At 55.1% G+C, this 18792-nt stretch carries 18 protein-coding genes and 2 pseudogenes; 11 read left to right on the top strand and 9 right to left on the bottom strand.

Features of this window, described 5'->3' with window-relative positions:
* Positions 1–416: 416 nt before the first annotated feature.
* The 5 genes from ACI77I_RS07560 to ACI77I_RS07540 form a co-directional block, all read right to left on the bottom strand.
* Positions 417–1064 carry a glycosyltransferase family 25 protein gene (locus tag ACI77I_RS07560; protein WP_141240582.1) on the bottom strand — a complete coding sequence of 216 codons (648 nt, stop codon included), beginning with the start codon at positions 1062–1064 and terminating at the stop codon, positions 417–419.
* A gap of 118 nt (positions 1065–1182) precedes the next feature.
* On the bottom strand, positions 1183–1512 hold the full coding sequence (locus ACI77I_RS07555) for a hypothetical protein (protein ID WP_242155506.1): 330 nt from the start codon (positions 1510–1512) through the stop codon (positions 1183–1185).
* 229 nt (positions 1513–1741) lie between these two features.
* Entirely contained in the window at positions 1742–2803 is a 1062-nt protein-coding gene (locus tag ACI77I_RS07550) for an ATP-binding protein (protein ID WP_242155508.1), read from the bottom strand.
* Entirely contained in the window at positions 2800–3549 is a 750-nt protein-coding gene (locus tag ACI77I_RS07545) for a response regulator (protein ID WP_242155510.1), read from the bottom strand. The genes ACI77I_RS07550 and ACI77I_RS07545 overlap by 4 nt, the downstream gene beginning before the upstream one ends.
* Positions 3550–3862: 313 nt before the next feature.
* Complete coding sequence (locus tag ACI77I_RS07540; RefSeq protein ID WP_176462971.1) at positions 3863–4165, bottom strand: hypothetical protein; 303 nt, start codon at positions 4163–4165, stop codon at positions 3863–3865.
* Between the two features lie 218 nt (positions 4166–4383).
* On the opposite strand from ACI77I_RS07540, the gene ACI77I_RS07535 reads away from it, so the two are divergent.
* Positions 4384–5160, top strand: a complete 777-nt coding sequence (locus ACI77I_RS07535; RefSeq protein ID WP_094952086.1) for an ABC transporter substrate-binding protein — start codon at positions 4384–4386, stop codon at positions 5158–5160.
* Between the two features lie 575 nt (positions 5161–5735).
* On the opposite strand, the gene ACI77I_RS07530 is transcribed toward ACI77I_RS07535, so the two are convergent.
* Genes ACI77I_RS07530 through ACI77I_RS07520 form a run of 3 tightly spaced genes read right to left on the bottom strand, consistent with a single transcriptional unit; the run spans position 5736 to position 8462 of the window.
* Positions 5736–6362 (bottom strand): transcriptional regulator, encoded by a 627-nt coding sequence (locus ACI77I_RS07530; protein WP_094952087.1) that lies wholly within the window; start codon positions 6360–6362, stop codon positions 5736–5738.
* Positions 6362–7495, bottom strand: a complete 1134-nt coding sequence (locus ACI77I_RS07525) for an NAD(P)/FAD-dependent oxidoreductase (protein ID WP_406997243.1) — start codon at positions 7493–7495, stop codon at positions 6362–6364. The genes ACI77I_RS07530 and ACI77I_RS07525 overlap by 1 nt, the downstream gene beginning before the upstream one ends.
* A gap of 19 nt (positions 7496–7514) precedes the next feature.
* Positions 7515–8462: an ornithine cyclodeaminase family protein gene (locus tag ACI77I_RS07520; RefSeq protein ID WP_406997242.1), complete on the bottom strand. Its 948-nt coding sequence runs from the start codon at positions 8460–8462 to the stop codon at positions 7515–7517.
* Positions 8463–8693: 231 nt separating this feature from the next.
* Here ACI77I_RS07520 and ACI77I_RS07515 point away from each other — a divergent pair.
* From ACI77I_RS07515 to ACI77I_RS07470, 10 genes and pseudogenes are all read left to right on the top strand, one after another.
* A pseudogene (locus tag ACI77I_RS07515) lies at positions 8694–13199 on the top strand (DUF637 domain-containing protein); the annotation flags it as partial.
* A complete protein-coding gene (locus ACI77I_RS07510; protein ID WP_226501951.1) occupies positions 13196–13594 on the top strand; it encodes a hypothetical protein in 399 nt (132 codons plus the stop codon). The pseudogene ACI77I_RS07515 and the gene ACI77I_RS07510, both read left to right, overlap by 4 nt.
* Before the next feature lie 457 nt (positions 13595–14051).
* Positions 14052–14339 (top strand): hypothetical protein, encoded by a 288-nt coding sequence (locus ACI77I_RS07505; RefSeq protein WP_201255774.1) that lies wholly within the window; start codon positions 14052–14054, stop codon positions 14337–14339.
* Between the two features lie 241 nt (positions 14340–14580).
* On the top strand, positions 14581–14943 hold the full coding sequence (locus ACI77I_RS07500) for a deaminase domain-containing protein (protein WP_406997241.1): 363 nt from the start codon (positions 14581–14583) through the stop codon (positions 14941–14943).
* Positions 14940–15401: an SMI1/KNR4 family protein gene (locus ACI77I_RS07495; RefSeq protein ID WP_406997240.1), complete on the top strand. Its 462-nt coding sequence runs from the start codon at positions 14940–14942 to the stop codon at positions 15399–15401. The genes ACI77I_RS07500 and ACI77I_RS07495 overlap by 4 nt, the downstream gene beginning before the upstream one ends.
* Before the next feature lie 71 nt (positions 15402–15472).
* A pseudogene (locus tag ACI77I_RS07490) lies at positions 15473–15904 on the top strand (deaminase domain-containing protein).
* Positions 15904–16257 carry an Imm2 family immunity protein gene (gene imm2 / locus ACI77I_RS07485; protein ID WP_024672729.1) on the top strand — a complete coding sequence of 118 codons (354 nt, stop codon included), beginning with the start codon at positions 15904–15906 and terminating at the stop codon, positions 16255–16257. Before ACI77I_RS07490 ends, imm2 begins: the two are co-directional and overlap by 1 nt.
* A gap of 139 nt (positions 16258–16396) precedes the next feature.
* Positions 16397–16660 carry a hypothetical protein gene (locus ACI77I_RS07480; protein WP_406997239.1) on the top strand — a complete coding sequence of 88 codons (264 nt, stop codon included), beginning with the start codon at positions 16397–16399 and terminating at the stop codon, positions 16658–16660.
* Positions 16657–17184 (top strand): hypothetical protein, encoded by a 528-nt coding sequence (locus ACI77I_RS07475; RefSeq protein ID WP_406997238.1) that lies wholly within the window; start codon positions 16657–16659, stop codon positions 17182–17184. The genes ACI77I_RS07480 and ACI77I_RS07475 overlap by 4 nt, the downstream gene beginning before the upstream one ends.
* A gap of 63 nt (positions 17185–17247) precedes the next feature.
* Positions 17248–17688, top strand: a complete 441-nt coding sequence (locus ACI77I_RS07470; protein WP_406997237.1) for a hypothetical protein — start codon at positions 17248–17250, stop codon at positions 17686–17688.
* Positions 17689–18108: 420 nt separating this feature from the next.
* Here ACI77I_RS07470 and ACI77I_RS07465 read toward each other — a convergent pair whose 3' ends face one another.
* Complete coding sequence (locus ACI77I_RS07465; protein WP_242155519.1) at positions 18109–18396, bottom strand: RstR family transcriptional repressor; 288 nt, start codon at positions 18394–18396, stop codon at positions 18109–18111.
* Positions 18397–18792 lie beyond the last annotated feature (396 nt).

Genomic DNA, 18792 nt, shown 5'->3' with positions numbered 1-18792 from the left:
AAAGCAAAAGCACAGCAGCACTTCTCTGTCTGATGTACTGAGATCCAAATGTGGGAGCTAGCTCGGCTGCCAAGATCAGCTTGGCTGCCAGCACCGCAATGCTCTGCTTTTCTGGGGGAGCTGGCTTGTCGGATCGCCGCACCGCTGCGATGCAGAGACCTCGGTCTATCAGTGCCACACAGTCGATGCCATCGCAGCGGTGCGGCGCCCCGTTAAGCCCCGCTGGCCACCCACGGTCCAAAGCCTGCGGGTGGTGCCGAGTGGTGGGGCAAGAGCTCTTTTAGTGACGTTTGGGGCTCTTTGCCGCTGATCAGGCAGAAATACACCAGCGAGCACAGATCACTGTGTTTGCCGGGTGCCTAGCTTCGCGGGTCAGGTAGCAACGTCAGGCCTGCGAGAGGAGGCGGGTGTAGCGACTAAAAATCTTTCCTGATCAGTGTTTTTCCAACGTTTCGGAGGATCTCTCGGTACTGTCTTTTCCAGTTGTTTTTCCAGAACAGCATCGTGGACCCTGAGCTGATATCGCTCGGGTTGATTTCTTCTGGTTGTTGTTGGCAGATCATCGGGAATGCGCAGTAGGCTTTGAAGTGCTTGGAGTAGAGCCTGTCTATCGGCTGTTCAGCATACTCAAACGTCAGCAGTTTTCTGCACGCTGAATCAGACATGATGTAAGCGTGAGTCCCTTTGGCGCGGCATCGGGCGACGTTCCAACTCCACGTGAGCCACAGCGTGCCCAGGGTCACACCGAGGAAAAAAATATCAGGCTGCCTTGAGCGCAAGAAGTGATTGATGCGCTGGATAGTCGAGCCTTTCACGCCGACCAGCGTGGCGTCATCTTCCAGGATCAGGACGTTTTTATACCCGCGTTCAAGGGCCAGCGCCGCGCAGGCCTGATGGGAAGTAAAACACCCGCGTTCAGGGTTGGTATCGCGTTTGGCAAGGTAAAATTCAATGTTCAAGTCAGCGTCTGCGAATTCCCTTAGAAGCAACGTACGGCGGTCCTCACGCTCTTCAAGGCTGATGCAAAACACACCGTCCACTTGTAATGCTCCTAAAGATGACATGGTCGCGATCACTGCCTTTAAACGTCTAAGTAGGTCAGTGAGCGAGGCTATGTTTCGAGGCGGTCATCGTCTGTAGGAGAGTTCGTAAAGGCGTTGCGGAAAACGGCAATTTACTCCGCTAATACAGACAGCTTTCCCGCGCCTCTTTGAGCAAGTCACGGGTGGCATCCGCACGCAGCAGTAGTGTCATTTGCGTTTCGTCGATGATGATTTCCGCCACGATCAGCCCACAAATCATCGGGGCGGTCACCAGCCAGTGGCAGTAGCACTGGGTCGCTACGGACACGCAGACGCCCACCACCCACAACGCCAACACCCATTTGGGCGCGCGTTGCTGCAGCGGGATCCAGAAGCGCTGTAGTTTCTTGAGGCGCAAGGTGTGCAGTCTCAGTGCGTCTTCAAGGGTTGATAAGTACGCGTTAGCGAAGTGTTGCTGTGCAGTTGACATAGTCTAGGCCACCTAGAGTGCTAAACGATCCGGGCGCGGTTGGGCAGCGTGCTTCCCAGCCAGGCCAAGTTCACGTGTTCAACTTCTACCCAGTGCTCACCGGCAGGTTTTTCACCACAGCTCTTGAACGCCCTGCAAACGCCGTGGGTATCCAACAAGGCAAAGTGTCGATAGCGGGCGGTTCGCGTGAACCCCCAGGAAAAAATACGCATCGCAGTCCCTGGTTAAATCAAGCGTGCCAGCTGAGTTCGAACAGCGTTCCGCCGTTTTCCATCCGTCGGCAGGTCACGGCCCCACCATGGGCGAGGGCAATCGCGCGTACCACCGCCAGGCCCAGGCCGCTGCCACCCTGGGCACGGGAGCGGGAGTGTTCACCGCGTTGGAAGGCCTCGAATATGTGCTTGGCGAAACCCTCGTCAATGCCGGGGCCGTCATCGCGCACGCGCAGGTAATTGATTGCATCGCGGGTACTCAAATGCACGACGACGTTGCCCGGTGTCGCGTGCCGGCGGATATTGTCCAGCAGCGCCAACAAGGCCTGGCGGATCCTGGCCGGGTCGCAGCGCATCGTGCGGCGTTGCATGTCCAGCTGCAGCACAAACCCTGCGTCCGCCAGGCTCGGTTCGAACAGCCGCACATCTTCTTCAATCCCCGTGGCCAGGTCGGCTTCCTGCAGGTTGAGTTCCAGGTAGCCACTGTCGGCCAGGCCGACGACGCGCAAATCCTCGATCACGCGGGTCAAGCCTTCCACTTGGCCCAGCAGGCTGTAGAACTGCGCGGTGTCGGGCTCGAACACGCCTTCGGCCAAGCCCTGCAGGCGTCCGCGCAGGATGGTCAGGGGCGTGCGCAGTTCGTGGGCAATCGCTGCATTCCAGAACGCCTGCTCCTGTGCCATACGCTGCAAACGTTTGGCCATGCTATTGAAGTCATCCACCAGAATGGCCGCCTCACCAATGGATTGGTCGCCGGCCACGGCTTGCACATCCAAGTCGCCGTCCGCCAGTTTGCGCAGGTTCTCGGCCACCGAGTTCAAGGGCATCAGGATCCGCCGAGATAACTTCAGCGCCACGATCGAACCCACCGCCAAGCTCACGCACGTGGTCAAGCCCATCCATATCCACTCGGCACTGGCCGGCAGCCACTGATCCACTTCGTCATCGGTGAGCGGCCAGTACGTCCAAAGCAACGCGTAGAAAATGTATGAGCCAATCACCGCCAACGCGATCACGCACAACACCACAACGGACATCGACAGGATGATCTGACGGCTCAAGCCGTTAAACATTTTCACGAGGCACTTCCAAAACGGTAGCCGACGCCCCGAATGCTGGTGGGCACGCCCTGCAACCCGAGGTCTTCGATCTTGCGGCGCAGTTTGCTGATGTGGCTGTCGACCGTGCGTTCCAGGCTGTCACTTTCCGGGGAGCATTGGGCCAGCAGTTCGGCGCGGGTAAACACCCGTTTCGGCGCCTTGGCCAACTGGGCCAGCAAGCGGAACTCGGTGACGGTCAAGGCCAGCGGCACTTTTTTACCGGCGGCAGTCACCGTGACTTCATAGCTTTCCAGGTCGATATCAAACGCATCCACCCGCAACACTGTGGGGCAGGCGCGGTAGCTGTAATCGAGGGAGCGGCGCAGCACCGCCTGGGTGCGGGCCACCACCTCTGCCGGGTTGAACGGTTTGACGATGTAGTCGTCGGCCCCGATGCGCAGGCCCATCAGCTTGTCCATGTCCTGATCCTGCGCCGTCAGCATGATCACCGGCGTATTGCCGCGATGGCGCACTTCGGCGAGTACCTGCCAGCCATCCACGTGAGGCATCAACACGTCCAGCAACAGCAGGTCCGGCTTGAGTGCCAGGTGCATTTCTAAGGCGTGCCGGCCATCGAGTGCGTGGGCGGTGCGAAAACCGCTGCGTTTGAGATAAGCAATCAGGATGTCGGCGATCTCGGGCTCGTCTTCCGCAATCAGCACCAGCGCCTGAGTTTCGCGGGCGTTGTCCGGTCGGGGCATCGATGCAACGGGAAAATCATTCATGGTCTGCTCGGTGAATTGGTCGCGCGCCGTCCCATCCCTGTGCTCGCGGTAATCTGCCGTGTCTTGGCTGCCGTCCGTTGCCGTGTTCGAATGTTGATCATAGCCTTTGGGTGATGCCATTCGACCGTGGTCGGTGCATTGTGCGCAACAAACGTGCGCTTTTATGGGAGGTTTTGTGGAGGGACGATGGAGATGGGCAATAATTTTGCCCGCCGCACTCATTTCAGCTCAGGCTCGATCAGGCCGGCCACGCCACGCACGATGACCTCTGGGTAGCTGTATTCGGCATTGAGGTTGGTCAACACCACCACGGTCAGTTTGTCGTCGCTAAACCGAGAGAGGTGCGACGTGAAGCCTGCCAAGAGCCACCGTGCTCGACCACCCGGTGGCCGTTGATCGAGCGGATTTCCCAGCCAAAACCATAGCCCTTGGCGAGCACGACCCGGCCGTTTCGATAAATCCCCAAGGGCCGCCCCGGCAAGCCCTGCCGGGCCATTTCGGCGGCTACATAGCGGTCGATTGCCATGCTTTGTTCGCGGCTTAGGGCGTCTGCATCCACCGCCGCAGCCAAGCAAGAGGACATCATCAGGATGCTCGCCGTTATGGTTCGAAACATAAAACCTCAAGCCTTTAACGCCGTCTATGGGCGCCCAGTCTGGCCAACAGGTATGGAGCTTCATGGGAGGTTTTATGGCGCTGGCGTGGATGAATCAGGCGGATTGACGAGCAATACACAAAAGTCCAATATGGAATTATAAGTACATAAAATCTTCCGCCGGCTCCTTTCTTTCTTCACTTCTTGCCAAACCAACAACAACTTGCGAGACAACGATCATGAAGAAACGCACGCTTATCACCGCTCTGGCCCTGAGCCTGATTGCTTCCAGCCATGTGCTGGCAGCCGACAAACCCCTGCGTATCGGCATCGAGGCGGCGTACCCGCCGTTCGCGTCCAAGACGCAAGAGGGCAAGATCGAGGGGTTCGACTACGACATCGGCAACGCCCTGTGCGCGCAGATGAAAGCCAAGTGCGTGTGGGTGGAAGGTGAGTTCGACGGCCTGATTCCTTCCCTCAAGGTGAAGAAAATCGACATGGCCCTGTCGTCCATGACCATCAACGAAGACCGCAAGAAGTCGGTGGACTTCAGCCACAAGTATTACTTCACCTCCTCGCGCTTGGTGATGAAGGACGGTGCGGTGGTGGATGACCAGTACGCCAGCCTCAAAGGCAAAACCATCGGCGTGCAACGGGCCACGACCACCGACCGTTATGCCACCGAGGTGTTCGAGCCCAAGGGCATCAAGGTCAAGCGCTACAGCAACAACGAAGAGATCTACATGGACCTGGCGTCGGGGCGCCTGGACGCGATCTTTGCCGACACCATCCCGCTGAGTGACTTCCTGAACATGCCACGCGGCAAGGGCTACGCCTTCGTCGGCCCGGAACTCAAGGACCCCAAATACGTGGGCGAAGGCGCTGGGATTGCGGTGCGCAAAGGCAATACCGCGTTGGTCAGCGAGTTGAATGCCGCCATCGACGGCATCCGCGCCAGTGGTGAGTACCAGAAGATTTCACAGAAGTACTTCAAGTCGGATATCTACGGCGACTGACTGTGAATACGGTTTTGAACCTAGCCTAGGTCTATGTGAGAGCTGGCTTGCCTGCGATAGCTGTCTGTCAGTCAATTCTTCATTGGCTGATGCACCGCTATCGCAGCATAGGTATCTACACATCTTTTTTACGGGTTGAGTACTGTGGTTGACGAGGGGCCGCTGGGTACATATCCGTTATTTGGATCACGGCTGCTATGGGTTCCGCCCTTACGGCGGCTCACTTTTGAACAGCGCAAAAGTAAGCAAAACGCTCTTGCCCCACCACTCGGCACCTCGCTTAGGCTCGGCGTGCGGCCAGCGTGGTTAACGGGGCGCCTGAGATCAAAAACAGATCAAGATCAAAAGCGAAGCCGAGGCGGCCTGATCTTTGAAGCTGAACTCAGCCAAGTGTGGGAGCGGCGGTGCGACGATTCGACTTGCCCGCGAAGGCGTCGGCTCAGCAAACATTGATGTTGACTGACCCACCGCTTTCGCGGGGATGTGGTGGCCTTTGAAAGTTGTGTAGATACCTATGGCTATCGCAGGCAAGCCAGCTCCCACAGTTGACCGGTGGTGTTTCGAAGATTATCTGCTCAGCCCTTCAATTCCTTAAGGTGCTTGTAAACCGTCGCCCGCCCCATCCCCAGCACATTCGCCACATAGTTCGAAGCGCTCTTGCCCTTGAACGCGCCTTCGGCATGCAACGCCAACACCAGTTCGCGCTTATGGTCACGGGTCAGCAGGTTCAGGCTCAACTGACGCTCACGCATCCACGCATGCAAGAAGGTGTTGATCCGTTCCTGCCAGTCATCACGAAACAGCGAGTCCGGTTGCGGGATCAGCTTGCTTGGCGACAGGAACAGATCCAACGCCGCCTTGGCATTTTCGAACAGCGAGATATTCAGGTTGATGCACAGCACCGCCAGCCGGTGACCTTTGTGGTCGTGGAGCACGGTGCTCAGGCTGCGAATTTTCTGACCGTCCCAATTGAGCTTTTCGTACGGGCCGATATTCACTTCGCTGACGTCATCGCTGAGCATGTCCTCCAACGATGAGTCGTCACCGAGGGCGCGTTTGGACAGGTTATTGGCGATGTAATCGACTTTTTGCGTGCGCAGGTCATGCAGCACCACTTCCGCGTGGGGAAAGAACAACGTGGCGATCGCATCGGCAATCGCGCGGAAGTTCTGCATGACCTTGTCGTGTTCGGCGGTGTTCATTAATGCGGCTCCAGGCGGACGGGCGAGAGCATACCAGCGTCCAGGCCGAATCGCGTCAACGGCTCCGGCAGCGGCGCGCCGCGCACCAGGGCTGCGCTCGCCTGGCCCATGGCCGGTGATGTCTGGATGCCATAGCCGCCTTGTGCCGCCACCCAGAACAACCCGGGCACCTGCGGATCGAAGCCCGAGAGCAAATCACCGTCGTGCACAAAACTGCGCAGGCCGGCCCAGGTCCGCGTCGGGCGGCGGATGGTCAAGGTGGTGGCTTCTTCGATCTGATAGATGCCCATGGCGATGTCGAGTTCTTCGGGCTGCACATCTTGCGGTTCAACCGGGTCGGCGTTGGCCGGTGAGCCCAGGAACATGCCCGCGTCGGGCTTCATGTAGAAGGCTTCGTCGAGGGCCACCAGCATCGGCCAATGATGGGTATCCACGCCTTCGGGCCCGGCGAAGATAAACGCCGAACGGCGCTTGGGTTGCAGGCCGATGGACGCCGCGCCAGCCAGCCCGCCGATATGGTCGGCCCACGCGCCGGTGGCGTTGATGATGATCGGCGCGGTGTACGTCGCATCCTGGCAGCTCACATGCCACAGGCCGTCGGCGTCACGGTTCAAACCGAGCACGTGGCTGTCGGTGCGCACTTCGCTTTGGTTACGCCGGATACCGCGTAAATAACCCTGGTGCAGAGCGTCGGTGTCGATGTCGCTGGCGGTGGGGTCGAAGATTGCGCCATGGACTTTTTCACGGCGCAGGATCGGCAACCGCGCGCAGGCCTCGTCGGCACTCAGCCGCTCGACCTGCGACACGGTGGCCTTGGCGCTCAGGTATTGGCTCTCCAACTCCGCTGGGTCGCCGCTGAAATCCACGGTCATTTCGCCGCGCGGCGTCAGCAGCGGGTGCTCACAGAAGCCTGCGGGTGGGTTGTCGAAGAACTCGCGGCTGGCCAGGGTCAGCGCGCGCACTTGCGGGGTGCCATAAGCTGCCGTATAGAGCGCCGCCGAACGCCCGGTGGAGTGATAGGCCGGGTGGTTTTCGCGCTCCAGCACCAGCACTTTGCCATGCTGCGAGAGCCAGAAACCTGTGGACGCGCCAGCAATGCCGCCGCCGATGATGATGAAATCTGCATGGCTCATAAACGTCTCCTTAAAGCGCTTAGCGCTGGATTTGGTACAGGGCATTGGCCAGCGCAATGTCTTCCAGGCCCAGGCCGATCGAGCGGAAAAACACATGGCGGTCGTAGTCCGGGCGCTGCGCCATGTCGCTGAGTAATTCGGGCAGGTCGCCGACGATGGCGCGCTTGTCCCAGCCGTGGCGTTCACTGGCGATCAGCATCTCACCGGCCGCGCCCGGGGTGGTCTGGCGATAGTCGCAGAACACGTGCATGTGCTCGAGGCTCGCAGGCGGCACTTCATGGGCGCGCGGGGCATTGGTGCTGATGGAGGTGATCAGTGCGGGTTTGCGCAAGCGTGTCGGGTCGATCACCGGGCCTGCCGAGGAGGTGCAGAGCAGGATGACGTCAGCGTCGTCCAGGGCGGCATCACAGGTCTGGGCGAGGGTCAGGCGTGGGTCCAGGCCTTTGAGGTGGGCGAGGGTCTCGGCATTTGCTCGGCTCAGGCTGGGCGAATACAGGCTGATGTGCTGCCAGTCGCGCAGGTTCTGCACATAACGCAGATGCGCCTGGGCAACCTTGCCGCTGCCGATAATCGCCAGGCGCCGTGCTGCCACCGGTGCCAGGGCGTCCACCGCCAATGCTGTGGTGGCGGCGGTGCGCGCGGTGGTCAACTCAGCCGCATCGCAGAGCAACAAGGGCTGGCCGGTGCGCATCGACATCAACAGCGTCCATGCCGTCACCAGCGGGCCTTGCTCGCGCACGATGTACGGCGAGGTCTTGACCCCGTAAACCCCGTCTTCGGCCAGCACGCCCAGGTAGTTGATAAAGTCGCCGGCGCCCTGCGGGAACGCCACCCACTGTTGCGCCGGTTGCACTGCAAGCCCTGCGGCCAGGTCGCGAAACAGCTTGCGCAGGATGTGAGGCACATCGATCTGGGCGAGTAATTCGCGAGCCTGGGCTTGGTTGATCACGTGGGGCGTGCTGGACATGGCGATCTCTGCAAATAAACTAATTTGTCCATTATGGACTTTTAGTTCTTCTGGGCAATATCCGTATTAAAAAAAGCTACGTCGCCGCCTTCCGATCAAAGTGATGCGCACCGTACCAAGGCAGAGACCGGCGCGGGCAGCGGCCACTCCACCGCCATTTCCATCAACGCGCAACTGCGACCGGACCTGGCGCAACGGCAAGTCAACCCAGTAAGCCTGCCAGGCTTCACCTTGCCTACCGGTCAGAACGGCTTGTTCCGCCTGAGCGGGCAGGGCGCCACCCAAGGGCAAGCGGCCCAAGGCAATACCGGCGCGCAGAGCTGGACACTCGGCGGCGCGAGCGTCGACCTGGCGCAACGTCAACACACCCTTCCAGCGAACTCGGCACGCACGCTTCAACTGGGCGACGTCGCCCAGGTGTCCGAAAGCACCCACGCACTGAGCGTCGCGGCCCGTACCGCAGGCAGCATTGATGCCAGTGCAAGCGCGGTCAACGCTGCCGGCGTCGGCAGTGCCGATGCTGTCGTGCAACAGCCCGGCCGCACGACAGCTGGCGGTATCGCGCATGTCGACGGTATCGCGGCGTTGAACCCAAGTGGCAGCGCCCAACCCGGCGCCGACCTTTCCCCGACCCTGGTTGAGCGAGATGCCCGGGTTGTGGTCACCGCACCTGAGGGCCCGGCTTCGCTCCCAGGCCCAGCACCGCATGACGCCCCGGCCACCGTTGCGATTCAAGCCAGTGCACCACCGAGCGCGGTAGGCGCCCAAGCCATCAGCCGCGTGCAAGGCCTGCCCGATAGAAGCGGCGTGTCGCAAGCGCACAAATACCTGATCGAAACCAACCCCGTGCTCACCGACATGAAGCAATTCATGAGCTCGGACTACCTGCTCTCTGGCCTGGGCTACAACCCGGACGAGAGCGCCAAGCGCCTGGGCGATGGTTTTTACGAACAGCGCCTGGTCCAACAAGCCGTCGTGGCTCGCACCGGCCAACGTTTTATCGATGGGCAAACCACCGACGAAAAACTCTTCAAACACCTGATGGACAACGCCATCGCCAGCAAGCAAACGCTGAATCTGGCCGTGGGGGTAAACCTGACTTCCGAGCAAGCGGCAGCGTTGACCCACGACATCGTCTGGCTGGAAAAGAGCGTGGTCAACGGCGAAGAAGTGCTGGTGCCGGTGCTGTACCTGGCCAACGCCAACAACCGCCTGGCGCCGACCGGTGCGCTGATTGCCGGCAACGACGTCAGCCTGATCGCCGGGCAAGACCTCAACAACGTCGGCACCCTGCGCGCCAGCAACAACCTGTCGGCCAAGGCCGGCAATGACCTGGTGAACAGCGGCTTGATTGAAGCGGGCAACCGCCTGGACCTGCTGGCCGGCAACAACATCGTCAACAAGGCCGGCGGCATCATTGCGGGCCGCGACGTCACCCTGACCGCCGTGAACGGCGACGTCATCAACGAACGCACCGTCACCCGTCACGACAGCAGCGACGGCGTCTCCAGCGAACACCGCGAGTTCCTCAGCAGCGCAGCCCGTATCGAAGCGGCCAACGACCTGAGCATCCAGGCCGGGCGCGACGTCTCCAACCAGGGCAGCGTGCTCGACAGCGGGCGCGACACCACGATTCAGGCCGGGCGCGACCTGAGCTTTGGGTCGGTGGAGCAGGTCAACAACAACGCCAACACCCAAACGCGCTCCAATAGCAGCTCCGTCACGCAGAACGGCTCGTCGGTGACGGCGGGTCGCGACCTGTCGGCAAAGGCCGGTAGGGATTTGACTGCGATTGCCAGCCAGATTGAAGCCAAGCGGGATGTGGCGATGGCGGCGAGTGGGGACCTGATCTTGGCTTCGGCGGCGGATGAGCAGCATGCGGCGTTGAACCTGAAGAAGGTTAAGGCGCAGGAAGACCATGTGAGCCAGGTGGCGACTTCGGTTAAGGCTGGGGGGGATGTGGTGCTCAGCGCTGGGAAGGACTTAGCGCTGATTGCCAGCCGTGTCAGTGCTGGGGATGAGGCGTATCTAGTGGCGGGTGGCAACTTGGCGTTGCTGTCGGCGCAAGACAGTGATTACTCGCTGTATGACATGAAGAAGAAGGGCAGTTGGGGCAGCAAGGAAACCCAGCGTGATGAAGTCACTCAGGTCACGAACATCGGCAGCCAGATCACCAGTGGCGGCAATCAGACCCTGCAAAGCGGTGGGGACCAGCTGTACCAGGGCGCCAAGCTTGAAAGTGGCGGCGATATAGCGATTGTCAGTGGTGGGTCGGTGACGTTTGAGGCGGTCAAGGACCTGCATCAGGAGAGTCACGAGAAGAGCAAGAGTGACCTGGCGTGGAACAGTGCCAAGGGGAAGGGTAATACCGACGAGACGCTACGCCAGACTCAAATGCTGGCGCAGGGGAAGGTAGCCATTCAGGCAGTGGATGGCCTGAAGATCGATATCAAGAAAATCGACCAGCACTCCGTCAGCGAGACCATCGACGTGATGGTCAAGGCGGACCCGCAACTCGCTTGGCTGAAAGACGCTGAGAGGCGCGGCGATGTTGACTGGCGGCAAGTGCAAGAAATGCATGATTCGTTCAAGTACAGCCATTCCGGCCTTGGGCAAGGGGCGATGCTGGCGATCATTATTATTGTATCGGTGCTGACGGCCGGAGCAGCTAGCGGTCCGCTCGGTACGGCGTTTGCGGGTGTGGGGTCTGCGGGTTCTGGCACTGCGATGGCCGCCGCTGGCAGTTCGGCGATGGTGTCAGCAGGTACGGCAGCCGGTACAGCGGCCGCAGGATGGGGCAATGTCATGGCCACCGCTGCACTGTCGTCAGTTGCTAGCAACAGCGCGGTTAGCTTTATCAACAACGGTGGCAACATCGGCGCAACGTTCAAGGATATTACTTCAAGCAAAAGCATTCGTAATTATGTCACTGGGGCGTTGACCGCAGGTTTCACTGCGGGGGTATTGGACCCAGCGTTTGGAGTTACGGGTGATAACGTCAATAAGGTCACCAAAGGCTTCAATCTTAGTTCTGCATCGGATATCGGCAAGTTTGCGGCTTATTCAGGAGCGCAGGGGGCTGTACAGGCAGGTTTCGGGACGGCGTTGCAGGGGGGCAGTCTTGGCGACAACCTCAAGCAATCGTTGGTGTCGCAGGCACAGGGTGTGCTGCGAGGTGTGGCCTTTAATGCGGTTGGTGATTTTGCTGACCATAAGAAGTGGGACAACGCTAGCATCGAGAAGACAGCTCTCCATGCGCTGGTCGGTGGTTTGCTCAGTGAGGCGGCAGGCGAAGGCTTTGTCACCGGAGCGATGGCCGCGGGAGCAAACGAGGCGTTAAGTAACCGTTTAAGCGCGTTGGTGAAGGGCGATAAGCAGCTTGAATTGGCGGCGTCTCAGTTAGTGGGCCTTACAGCGGCAGCGATGGTGGGTGGTGATCTGCAAACCGGGATCGACATCGCCAAAGATGCGACGGCCTATAACCGTCAGTTGCATCCCGAAGAAAAGCGTCTGCTTAAAGAAAAAGCGGCTCAACTAACCCGCGATCATGTGCAGCAAAATCAGTCAGGGTTCAGTTGGGAGGAATTGTTGACATTGGCTAGTGACAGCCAGTTGGACAACAGCACCGCCCGAAAATACGAAGCTTTGCGTGCTCAGTTGGACTCACCCACTCAGCGAGGAAATCCGCAGGTTGAGCTTTTTTACAGGGCTATGGAAGTTGCCCAAGCGGTTGTGAACCAGATGAGTGCTCAGGGCACGCCGCTTCGTTGGAGAGACGGCTCGGTTGTTACCGCACATGGCGAAGCGGTGCTGGCTTTCCAGGCTACCGCCGAGCAAAAAGCAGACAGCGGCCTATTTGGAGGCAACGGGGCCGGCTCTTATGGACCAACAGGCGGCACGCTCCAGGCGGATGCCAATCGGTTTGGCGTTAAAACAGCGCTAAACCGACATCCCGAGATCAGCCTGTTCGACGGATCTAGCGATGTTTCTGACACCATCATCGAAGGCGTTAAGTACAAGGCTGAGATCAGTGGCTTAAAGGATTTTACCTTGCTCGACGTCTTGCCAATTGGGCGAGCCGCTGCGGTCGGGCGCAAGGTCGCGACTACGGTTGAAGCTGAATTCGTCGAGCAAGCGAGTGAGGCAGTACTGCGTGGTAGTGCCACTTTTGTTGAGAGCAAGGTCATCCAGGCCAATACAACGGTGCAACTGAGCGAAGCGGTGACACTCGCAGGTGGCAAGATCTTGCCGAAGGGCAGCGTTGTTACGGTTTCTGATGACGCGATGAAGGTTGTTTACCCGAATGGGGTTAGTGAAGTAGGCTCCTATAGCAAGGCGATTTCTCAACCTCTGCTGCTGCCAGGTGCAAAAGAAATACCTAAGGAATTAGGTAAAGTGTCTTTTGATGCAGCTAATGGTGTGGGAACCATCTACTCTCCAAGAGTCACCATGAGCGGAAGTGAAATAACATTTGATGAGTTTGCGATAGGTACTTCGAAAGGATTCATTGGCGTTGGTGCTGATGGGGCCGCTGAATTAGCAGGACCATTGAAGAAAATGCTTGCTTATGCTCAGTCCCAAGGTGCAGGAAAAATTACTCTGACAGGTCGCTATGCATCCCCAGAAGGCTCTAAGCTTGGGACAGGTAGTTTTGATAATGTAAATCAGAATTTTTCCTTTAGCTTTCCCGCGACTAAGGAAGGCTTGAGGGATTTTTTAAAAGGCGTTGGACAATGAAGGTTCGTCGAACACTTGAAAAAAGGATGAAAGATGTTGAAGCCTTAGGTCGTGGGTTCTTTCATGAGGAAGCTGAAGATGGTGACATTTTATTTTCTACTGGGATAGAGGGTGGAAGGTTAGATGTATATGTTGATGGTTTTTTCTTTGGAAATAATGAAGTTGCGAATAAGGTGTTGTTTGCTGATATTTCTAGTATTGAAAGTCACCTGAATGTAGAACTTTTTTCGAATTCGAGTCGCTCGGGGGATGTTGATTTTTACGTTCCCTTAGATGTGAAATGTGGCTTGTCCAATTTTGCGTTATTTTTACCATTCTTGACTTACTCTAATGTTATGAATATTTTGGTTGGGCTTAGAGAGGATTGGGTGAGGCAGATATCTCCTAAAGGATAGTTGGTGCAAAAGAGGCAGTAATTCCTAGTGGTTTTTCAAGCGCAGATGACTTTGCACGTTTTGGTACGGATATGCGGGATGGCTTATCCCGCGCGGGTTATGGAGATGTAGAGCCCATTCTTCAAGGAAGCGCCGTAACAGGGCAAAGTTTTAAAACAGGACAAGCATTTGATGCAGGAAGGGTTAGCGATTTCGATGTGGCACTGGCAAGTCCAGAGTTGTTACAGCGTGCTCAATCTTTAGGTATCGGGGTTAGAAGTGGCGGAACGCGCACTGGCCCATTGAGTGCAAGAGATTTGCAAGCTCTTGGATTGCAGGACCTAGCTAGCGAGTTAAGCTCACAAGCAGGTCGTGAAGTTAACTTTATGATTTATGACTCTTCGGCCGCAGCTACAAGCCGAGCACCAAGCGTAGTGCTACCAAAATGAAGACTTATGATTTGTATGGAACGAAATGTTTGAACCTTGTTTTGGCAAGGGCACAGGTAGAAAAACTTGCAGGAATTTCACTTGAAGAAAGAGACAGTACTTATCATGGAGGCATTTATTATCTTCATGGTGACAATAGTTCGGAGCACTTCGTTCTGAAAAAAAATATTGACCCTTTTGATGGCGAGCCTGTAGAGCAAGCATTTTCGGATTACCCGATTCTGTTTTATGTAAACGCAACAAATCGTTCTCTTGAGTTAATGGATGCACTAAAAGTAGAGGGGGGATTTAGTTTGCTTAGGCACGAGATTTTTTGATGTCGATGGAGGGGCTTTTTGTCGTCGGTTGGTTTGGGTGATCCTGGGTGTGCTGTGGCGGGCCGAAACCCGCGTCGGGGTGGTTTTATTCAGTGAGCGCGTATCAGATGCGTCGACCGGCTCGCAGGCCGCGCCCCGTCTGGCGTAGCGCGGGTAGACAACGAAATTCGCGTCGGGTGATACTGTTAGTGCAAAAGAGGCTGCCGCCGCCAATGAATTAGCAAGATTATCTGAACGGGCGGTGCAAGTTCGCTCGGAGCTAAATATTGGTAGCGGTAGGAATATTGCTGTTGCTGAGTATTCAATTGATGGACAAAGCGCTGAGCTTGTAGGGGTAAGCGGGCTAGCGAAGCGCCCTGGAACGGACGATGTCCCTGAAAAACAGGTCTTCGACACAGTACAAACTGGTAACAATCCAAGGACAATGGACTCAGAGTATAAAATATTGTCGAGTTTGGCAGATAAGCTAACCCCCTCGTCACAAGGGGTCGTGAATATTTACTCAGAGCTCCCAGTTTGCGTTTCATGCAGCGGGGTTATAAGTCAGTTTCAACAAAGGTTTCCCGGTGTGATTGTTAACGTAGAAACAGGAAAGCCAAGATGAAAAACGTTCGGGATATTTTTCATGAGTTAGTGCTGCGGGGAGTAATTTTAGATTCTACTCTTGTTGGTTGCTCCGAAGTGGAGATTGCATCAATCGAGCAACATTTTGGTTGTAAAGTTCCTTTGGCATATCGTGAGTTTTTGACGATTGCGGGGCGTTCGGCTGGTAAGATTTTTTGTGGTGTTGATATATTTTATCCGAGATTACTTAGCCTAAAGGTTGAGGCGGATGAGTTGCTTGATGAGTTAGGTCTCTCCGATTTGCTGCCTACGGATGCTAAGGTATTCTGCATGCATCAAGGATATGAAATTAATTATTTCCTACCGATTTCTGACGATCCGCCAGTATTTCAGTTTTTTGAAGGTCAGAGTTCGATGACTAAAACTTGGGATAGCTTTTCAAGCTTCTTAATTGCATCAATAGGCAATCATCTTTTACGATGGCCGGACTTGAATTAACAGGGTTCAAGGTGTTATTTCGAATGCGATAAGGTGCAAAAGCGACTGCGACCGTGATTGACACTGCTCCGATGGCCCAACGGGTCATGGACGTTCGAGCTGGGTTGCCGTCTGGCTTACGGCGAAGTGGTAACGTAGCTGTCGCGGAAATAGATATTCCCGGAATACCTAAGCAGATGGCCGCACACAGCCAAGTCTCTGATGCTGGTAAGGGGCTTGTCCGCTCCGGAAATGGGAATTTTGTCGCTTAATCTGTACCCAATAAGGCTGGAGACTTGGTTTATCGGGGAATAGATACGGAATACAAAATTCTAGATAATATCGCTGACCAGTTGGGGAGAAATACCTCCGCAAGAGGAACAGTAAATATCCTTACGGAGAAAGCGGCTTGTGCCAGCTGTCTGAATGTGGCTGAGCAGTTCAAGGCGAAGTACCCCAATATTACCGTTAATATTCTTGATAATCAGGGTGTTATGCTGCGCCCTCCGAGGAAGACGCCGTAATGGAAGACAGAGTGACTTATGGTGAAATCCGGGCTTGGTTTCTGGGTAGCTATTATAGCTATTGCAAGGTCAAGCTCAGCCACCAAAGCTCATGGGCTGAAGGTGAAAGTGAAGTGGGTTATGCCTATGGCGAGCTTGAAAACTCATTTGAATTGCCTATTGAAAAGTTAATGCTCGAAGTTATAGCACTTATTCTTTCAGCAGGGCGATCTCCGGAAAAGGTCCAGAAGTATCATCTGGATACCATCTCTAAATTGTTAGAGGAGTTTGAACTCTCCTCTATCTTGGAAGATCTGCCTTCTGATGAAGTCGTGGAGCTTAAAGATGACCTTAGATTATTAGGTGTATGTTAATAGGGTAAAGCAGATATAGTCCGAAATATTTGTTGGTGCAAAAGCAACTACTAACGCTCCAAATACACCCAGGTTCATTACGGACTCTGCCGGTAATACTATTGATTTAGGTTATACCAAGGGACTCAGGGAAACGAATGTGACGGTCACGGGAACGCGTGGTGGTGTTCAGTATCCGTTGCAAGGGCAAACTCCCGATTCTTATGCAAATCTTGGAAAAGGGCATGTTATTGTCTACGGTCCTGAGGGGCGTGCATTATATGATGTGTCTAGCTCTCGGATTAAGGTGGTCGAATGGAACCAAGCTCCGAATGGAACATATTTCCCCAAGAAGGGAAGTGATACAAAAGTTTTTGAGGGGAATGTTCCTCAGTCGGTTCTTGATAGCTTGGGGTTGAAATGATGAAAATTTATCAGGGTAATATTTCTAAAGAGTCGTTGAGTCTGTTTGTTTCAGATATTGGCTCCGGGGAGTTTTTTTCATATGTAGGGAACTTGGTTTCATTAGAACAGGCAATTTCTGTTCTGGGTTTGCTCTCTCCTGATTTTATTGAGGTCAATGGTCACATTTTCTGGCTGCCTAACGCTCAGCAATACGATCCGCAAAAATTTCATTTGAACGGGCTGGTTGAGACCGAATCTAGTGTGTTGGAACAAAGTACATCGCGTAGAGACGTTGAACGATACAGAAATATTTTTTCAATAAATCAGTTCTTTTCAAAGTGGGAGGATGCACAGGGTCGACCCGTATTTAAAGTGGGCCTGTCGGAAGAAGATTATCGTCTTTGTCATTTATTTGCTGAACAGATCACTAGATATTGGAGGCGCGCGTTATCCGATGCCTTTCCAGAGAAGGTATTTCAGTTTGAAATTGCTGACGATCTTCTCGATGAATATGGTGTCTGTCTGACATTCTGGCAGTCGTAGTTTAAAGAGCGCACAGGATGTGTCCGCGCCATTAAAACCACTGCCAGAGGCTAAATAATAATTATGCGTTTAGAAATGGTTGAGGAAAGCCTTGTAGAAAAACTTAAGGTAGTCAGTGAGGAACAACGAAGACATGCTGTAAAAGTGGCTTGCGAACTTGCTTTACAGGCCTGCCTAGTAGAAGTGTCTATTGTTGCCGAGTCTCTTAGGTATCTACAATCTGGTAATAAACTCACGACTGATCAGGTTTCTGGGCTAGATGCTTTAGCTGCACGGTTAGATGAGAAGTATTTTGACTTGCAAGACAGCCTGGACGAAGGGCAAAGCTTAAATGTAGAAGGCCTTCAGCTGTTTAGCCAAGCTCGCGCTGTATCGGCGCTGTCCTTAGCTGGTGGAGAGGATTCGCTTATGGCAGCGACCGCAGCAATATATGAGGCATCATCAGCCGTTGATGATGGAACTAATATTTTTAAAGCAGCACTTTCGGTTTTGCCAAAGTCTTAATCAGCAGGCGTTTTGCTTTGGCTGATATCCGGCGCACTCTTGTGCCGGTATTTTCAGTTGCTGTTGCACCCTACATGCACCCTGATTGCACTCTTTCTGCACTCAAGTCGCACCCGTTCTGTAGTCTTTGTGCACCCCAGCCTGACGACCTTCGGTCTAGCTGGTCAATACGCCCTTTTTGAGCATGATTTTCGCTCCTTAACAGGAGCAAAATCTCAATACACAACACGCACCTCTTGCGAGGTGGGTATTTTTTATATGTATCAATTAGTTATCCGGTTTCTGTCTTCTGGGTGCTGTTATACATTTGTAATACAAAACGAGTGTTTCACCCAGCAAGCACTGACGTGAGTTGTATAGCATTTGTTATACACAGCGGCAGCCCCACAGAACTGGTCCTTTTTTCAAGGTTGGCCCGTTTTATTGGCCCGGCAAGCTGTCTCTTTTAGTCGCAGCTTGTGTCCAGCGCTTGGCGTCGTGCATGTGCAATACGCTACTGATCACTGTCTCCAGGGCTTCGCGCTCTTTGTCATCCAGCTTGGAAATGGCCTCAAACTGAAGTTTCAGGCGGTCATCCGGCCCACGTTCTCCCTCATCAAATAGCAGCATATCGGCGCTGACACTCAGAGCCAGAACGGTCCTTCGAAAGACTTCGATGGTCGGTTGTGTTGTGCCTGCTTCATAGAGCCGTAGCTGCGAAATATGCACAATGGGGATCCGGAGACAAGATTGAGAGGGTGGTTGGCTAATCGTTCGATAAGCCAATCTGTTCCCGCGTTGGCTACAGCATTGGAGTCCGCGTTGCAAAGCAGTAGAGTCAAAGTCCAAGGCGTTACCGTTAAAATTGGTTTGCCAGCACCCGGTAAAACAGGTCAAGCAGAAATTAAGGTGGAACCATGGCCCAAGAAATAAATAAATTTGAACGCGTGGGTGTGAACCCAAGGTGGCCTTCTTACAAATCAGTACTCGCTCGCATCGCCAGAGGGCCGTATGTTGAGGACGCGTTTTATGTCAACGCGATACGCAAATACGTCACCAGGGAGGATGCAAGGCCCACTGATCCAATGATGGTTCCAAATAAAAATAATGCGACAGATAGCATCC

This window comes from Pseudomonas sp. D47 (assembly GCF_045447305.1).
Lineage (GTDB): Bacteria > Pseudomonadota > Gammaproteobacteria > Pseudomonadales > Pseudomonadaceae > Aquipseudomonas.
This window is presented reverse-complemented; position numbering and strand designations above follow the sequence as displayed.

Excerpts from the sequence above, each read along its gene's own strand:
- ACI77I_RS07545 (WP_242155510.1), bottom strand. The coding sequence starts at position 3,549 with ATGAATGATTTTCCCGTTGCATCGATGCCCCGACCGGACAACGCCCGC.
- ACI77I_RS07540 (WP_176462971.1), bottom strand. The coding sequence starts at position 4,165 with ATGTTTCGAACCATAACGGCGAGCATCCTGATGATGTCCTCTTGCTTG.
- ACI77I_RS07535 (WP_094952086.1), top strand. The coding sequence starts at position 4,384 with ATGAAGAAACGCACGCTTATCACCGCTCTGGCCCTGAGCCTGATTGCT.
- ACI77I_RS07510 (WP_226501951.1), top strand. The coding sequence starts at position 13,196 with ATGAAGGTTCGTCGAACACTTGAAAAAAGGATGAAAGATGTTGAAGCC.
- ACI77I_RS07495 (WP_406997240.1), top strand. The coding sequence starts at position 14,940 with ATGAAAAACGTTCGGGATATTTTTCATGAGTTAGTGCTGCGGGGAGTA.
- ACI77I_RS07530 (WP_094952087.1), bottom strand. The coding sequence starts at position 6,362 with ATGAACACCGCCGAACACGACAAGGTCATGCAGAACTTCCGCGCGATT.
- ACI77I_RS07560 (WP_141240582.1), bottom strand. The coding sequence starts at position 1,064 with ATGTCATCTTTAGGAGCATTACAAGTGGACGGTGTGTTTTGCATCAGC.
- ACI77I_RS07520 (WP_406997242.1), bottom strand. The coding sequence starts at position 8,462 with ATGTCCAGCACGCCCCACGTGATCAACCAAGCCCAGGCTCGCGAATTA.
- ACI77I_RS07555 (WP_242155506.1), bottom strand. The coding sequence starts at position 1,512 with ATGTCAACTGCACAGCAACACTTCGCTAACGCGTACTTATCAACCCTT.
- imm2 (WP_024672729.1), top strand. The coding sequence starts at position 15,904 with ATGGAAGACAGAGTGACTTATGGTGAAATCCGGGCTTGGTTTCTGGGT.
- ACI77I_RS07470 (WP_406997237.1), top strand. The coding sequence starts at position 17,248 with ATGCGTTTAGAAATGGTTGAGGAAAGCCTTGTAGAAAAACTTAAGGTA.
- ACI77I_RS07475 (WP_406997238.1), top strand. The coding sequence starts at position 16,657 with ATGATGAAAATTTATCAGGGTAATATTTCTAAAGAGTCGTTGAGTCTG.
- ACI77I_RS07525 (WP_406997243.1), bottom strand. The coding sequence starts at position 7,495 with ATGAGCCATGCAGATTTCATCATCATCGGCGGCGGCATTGCTGGCGCG.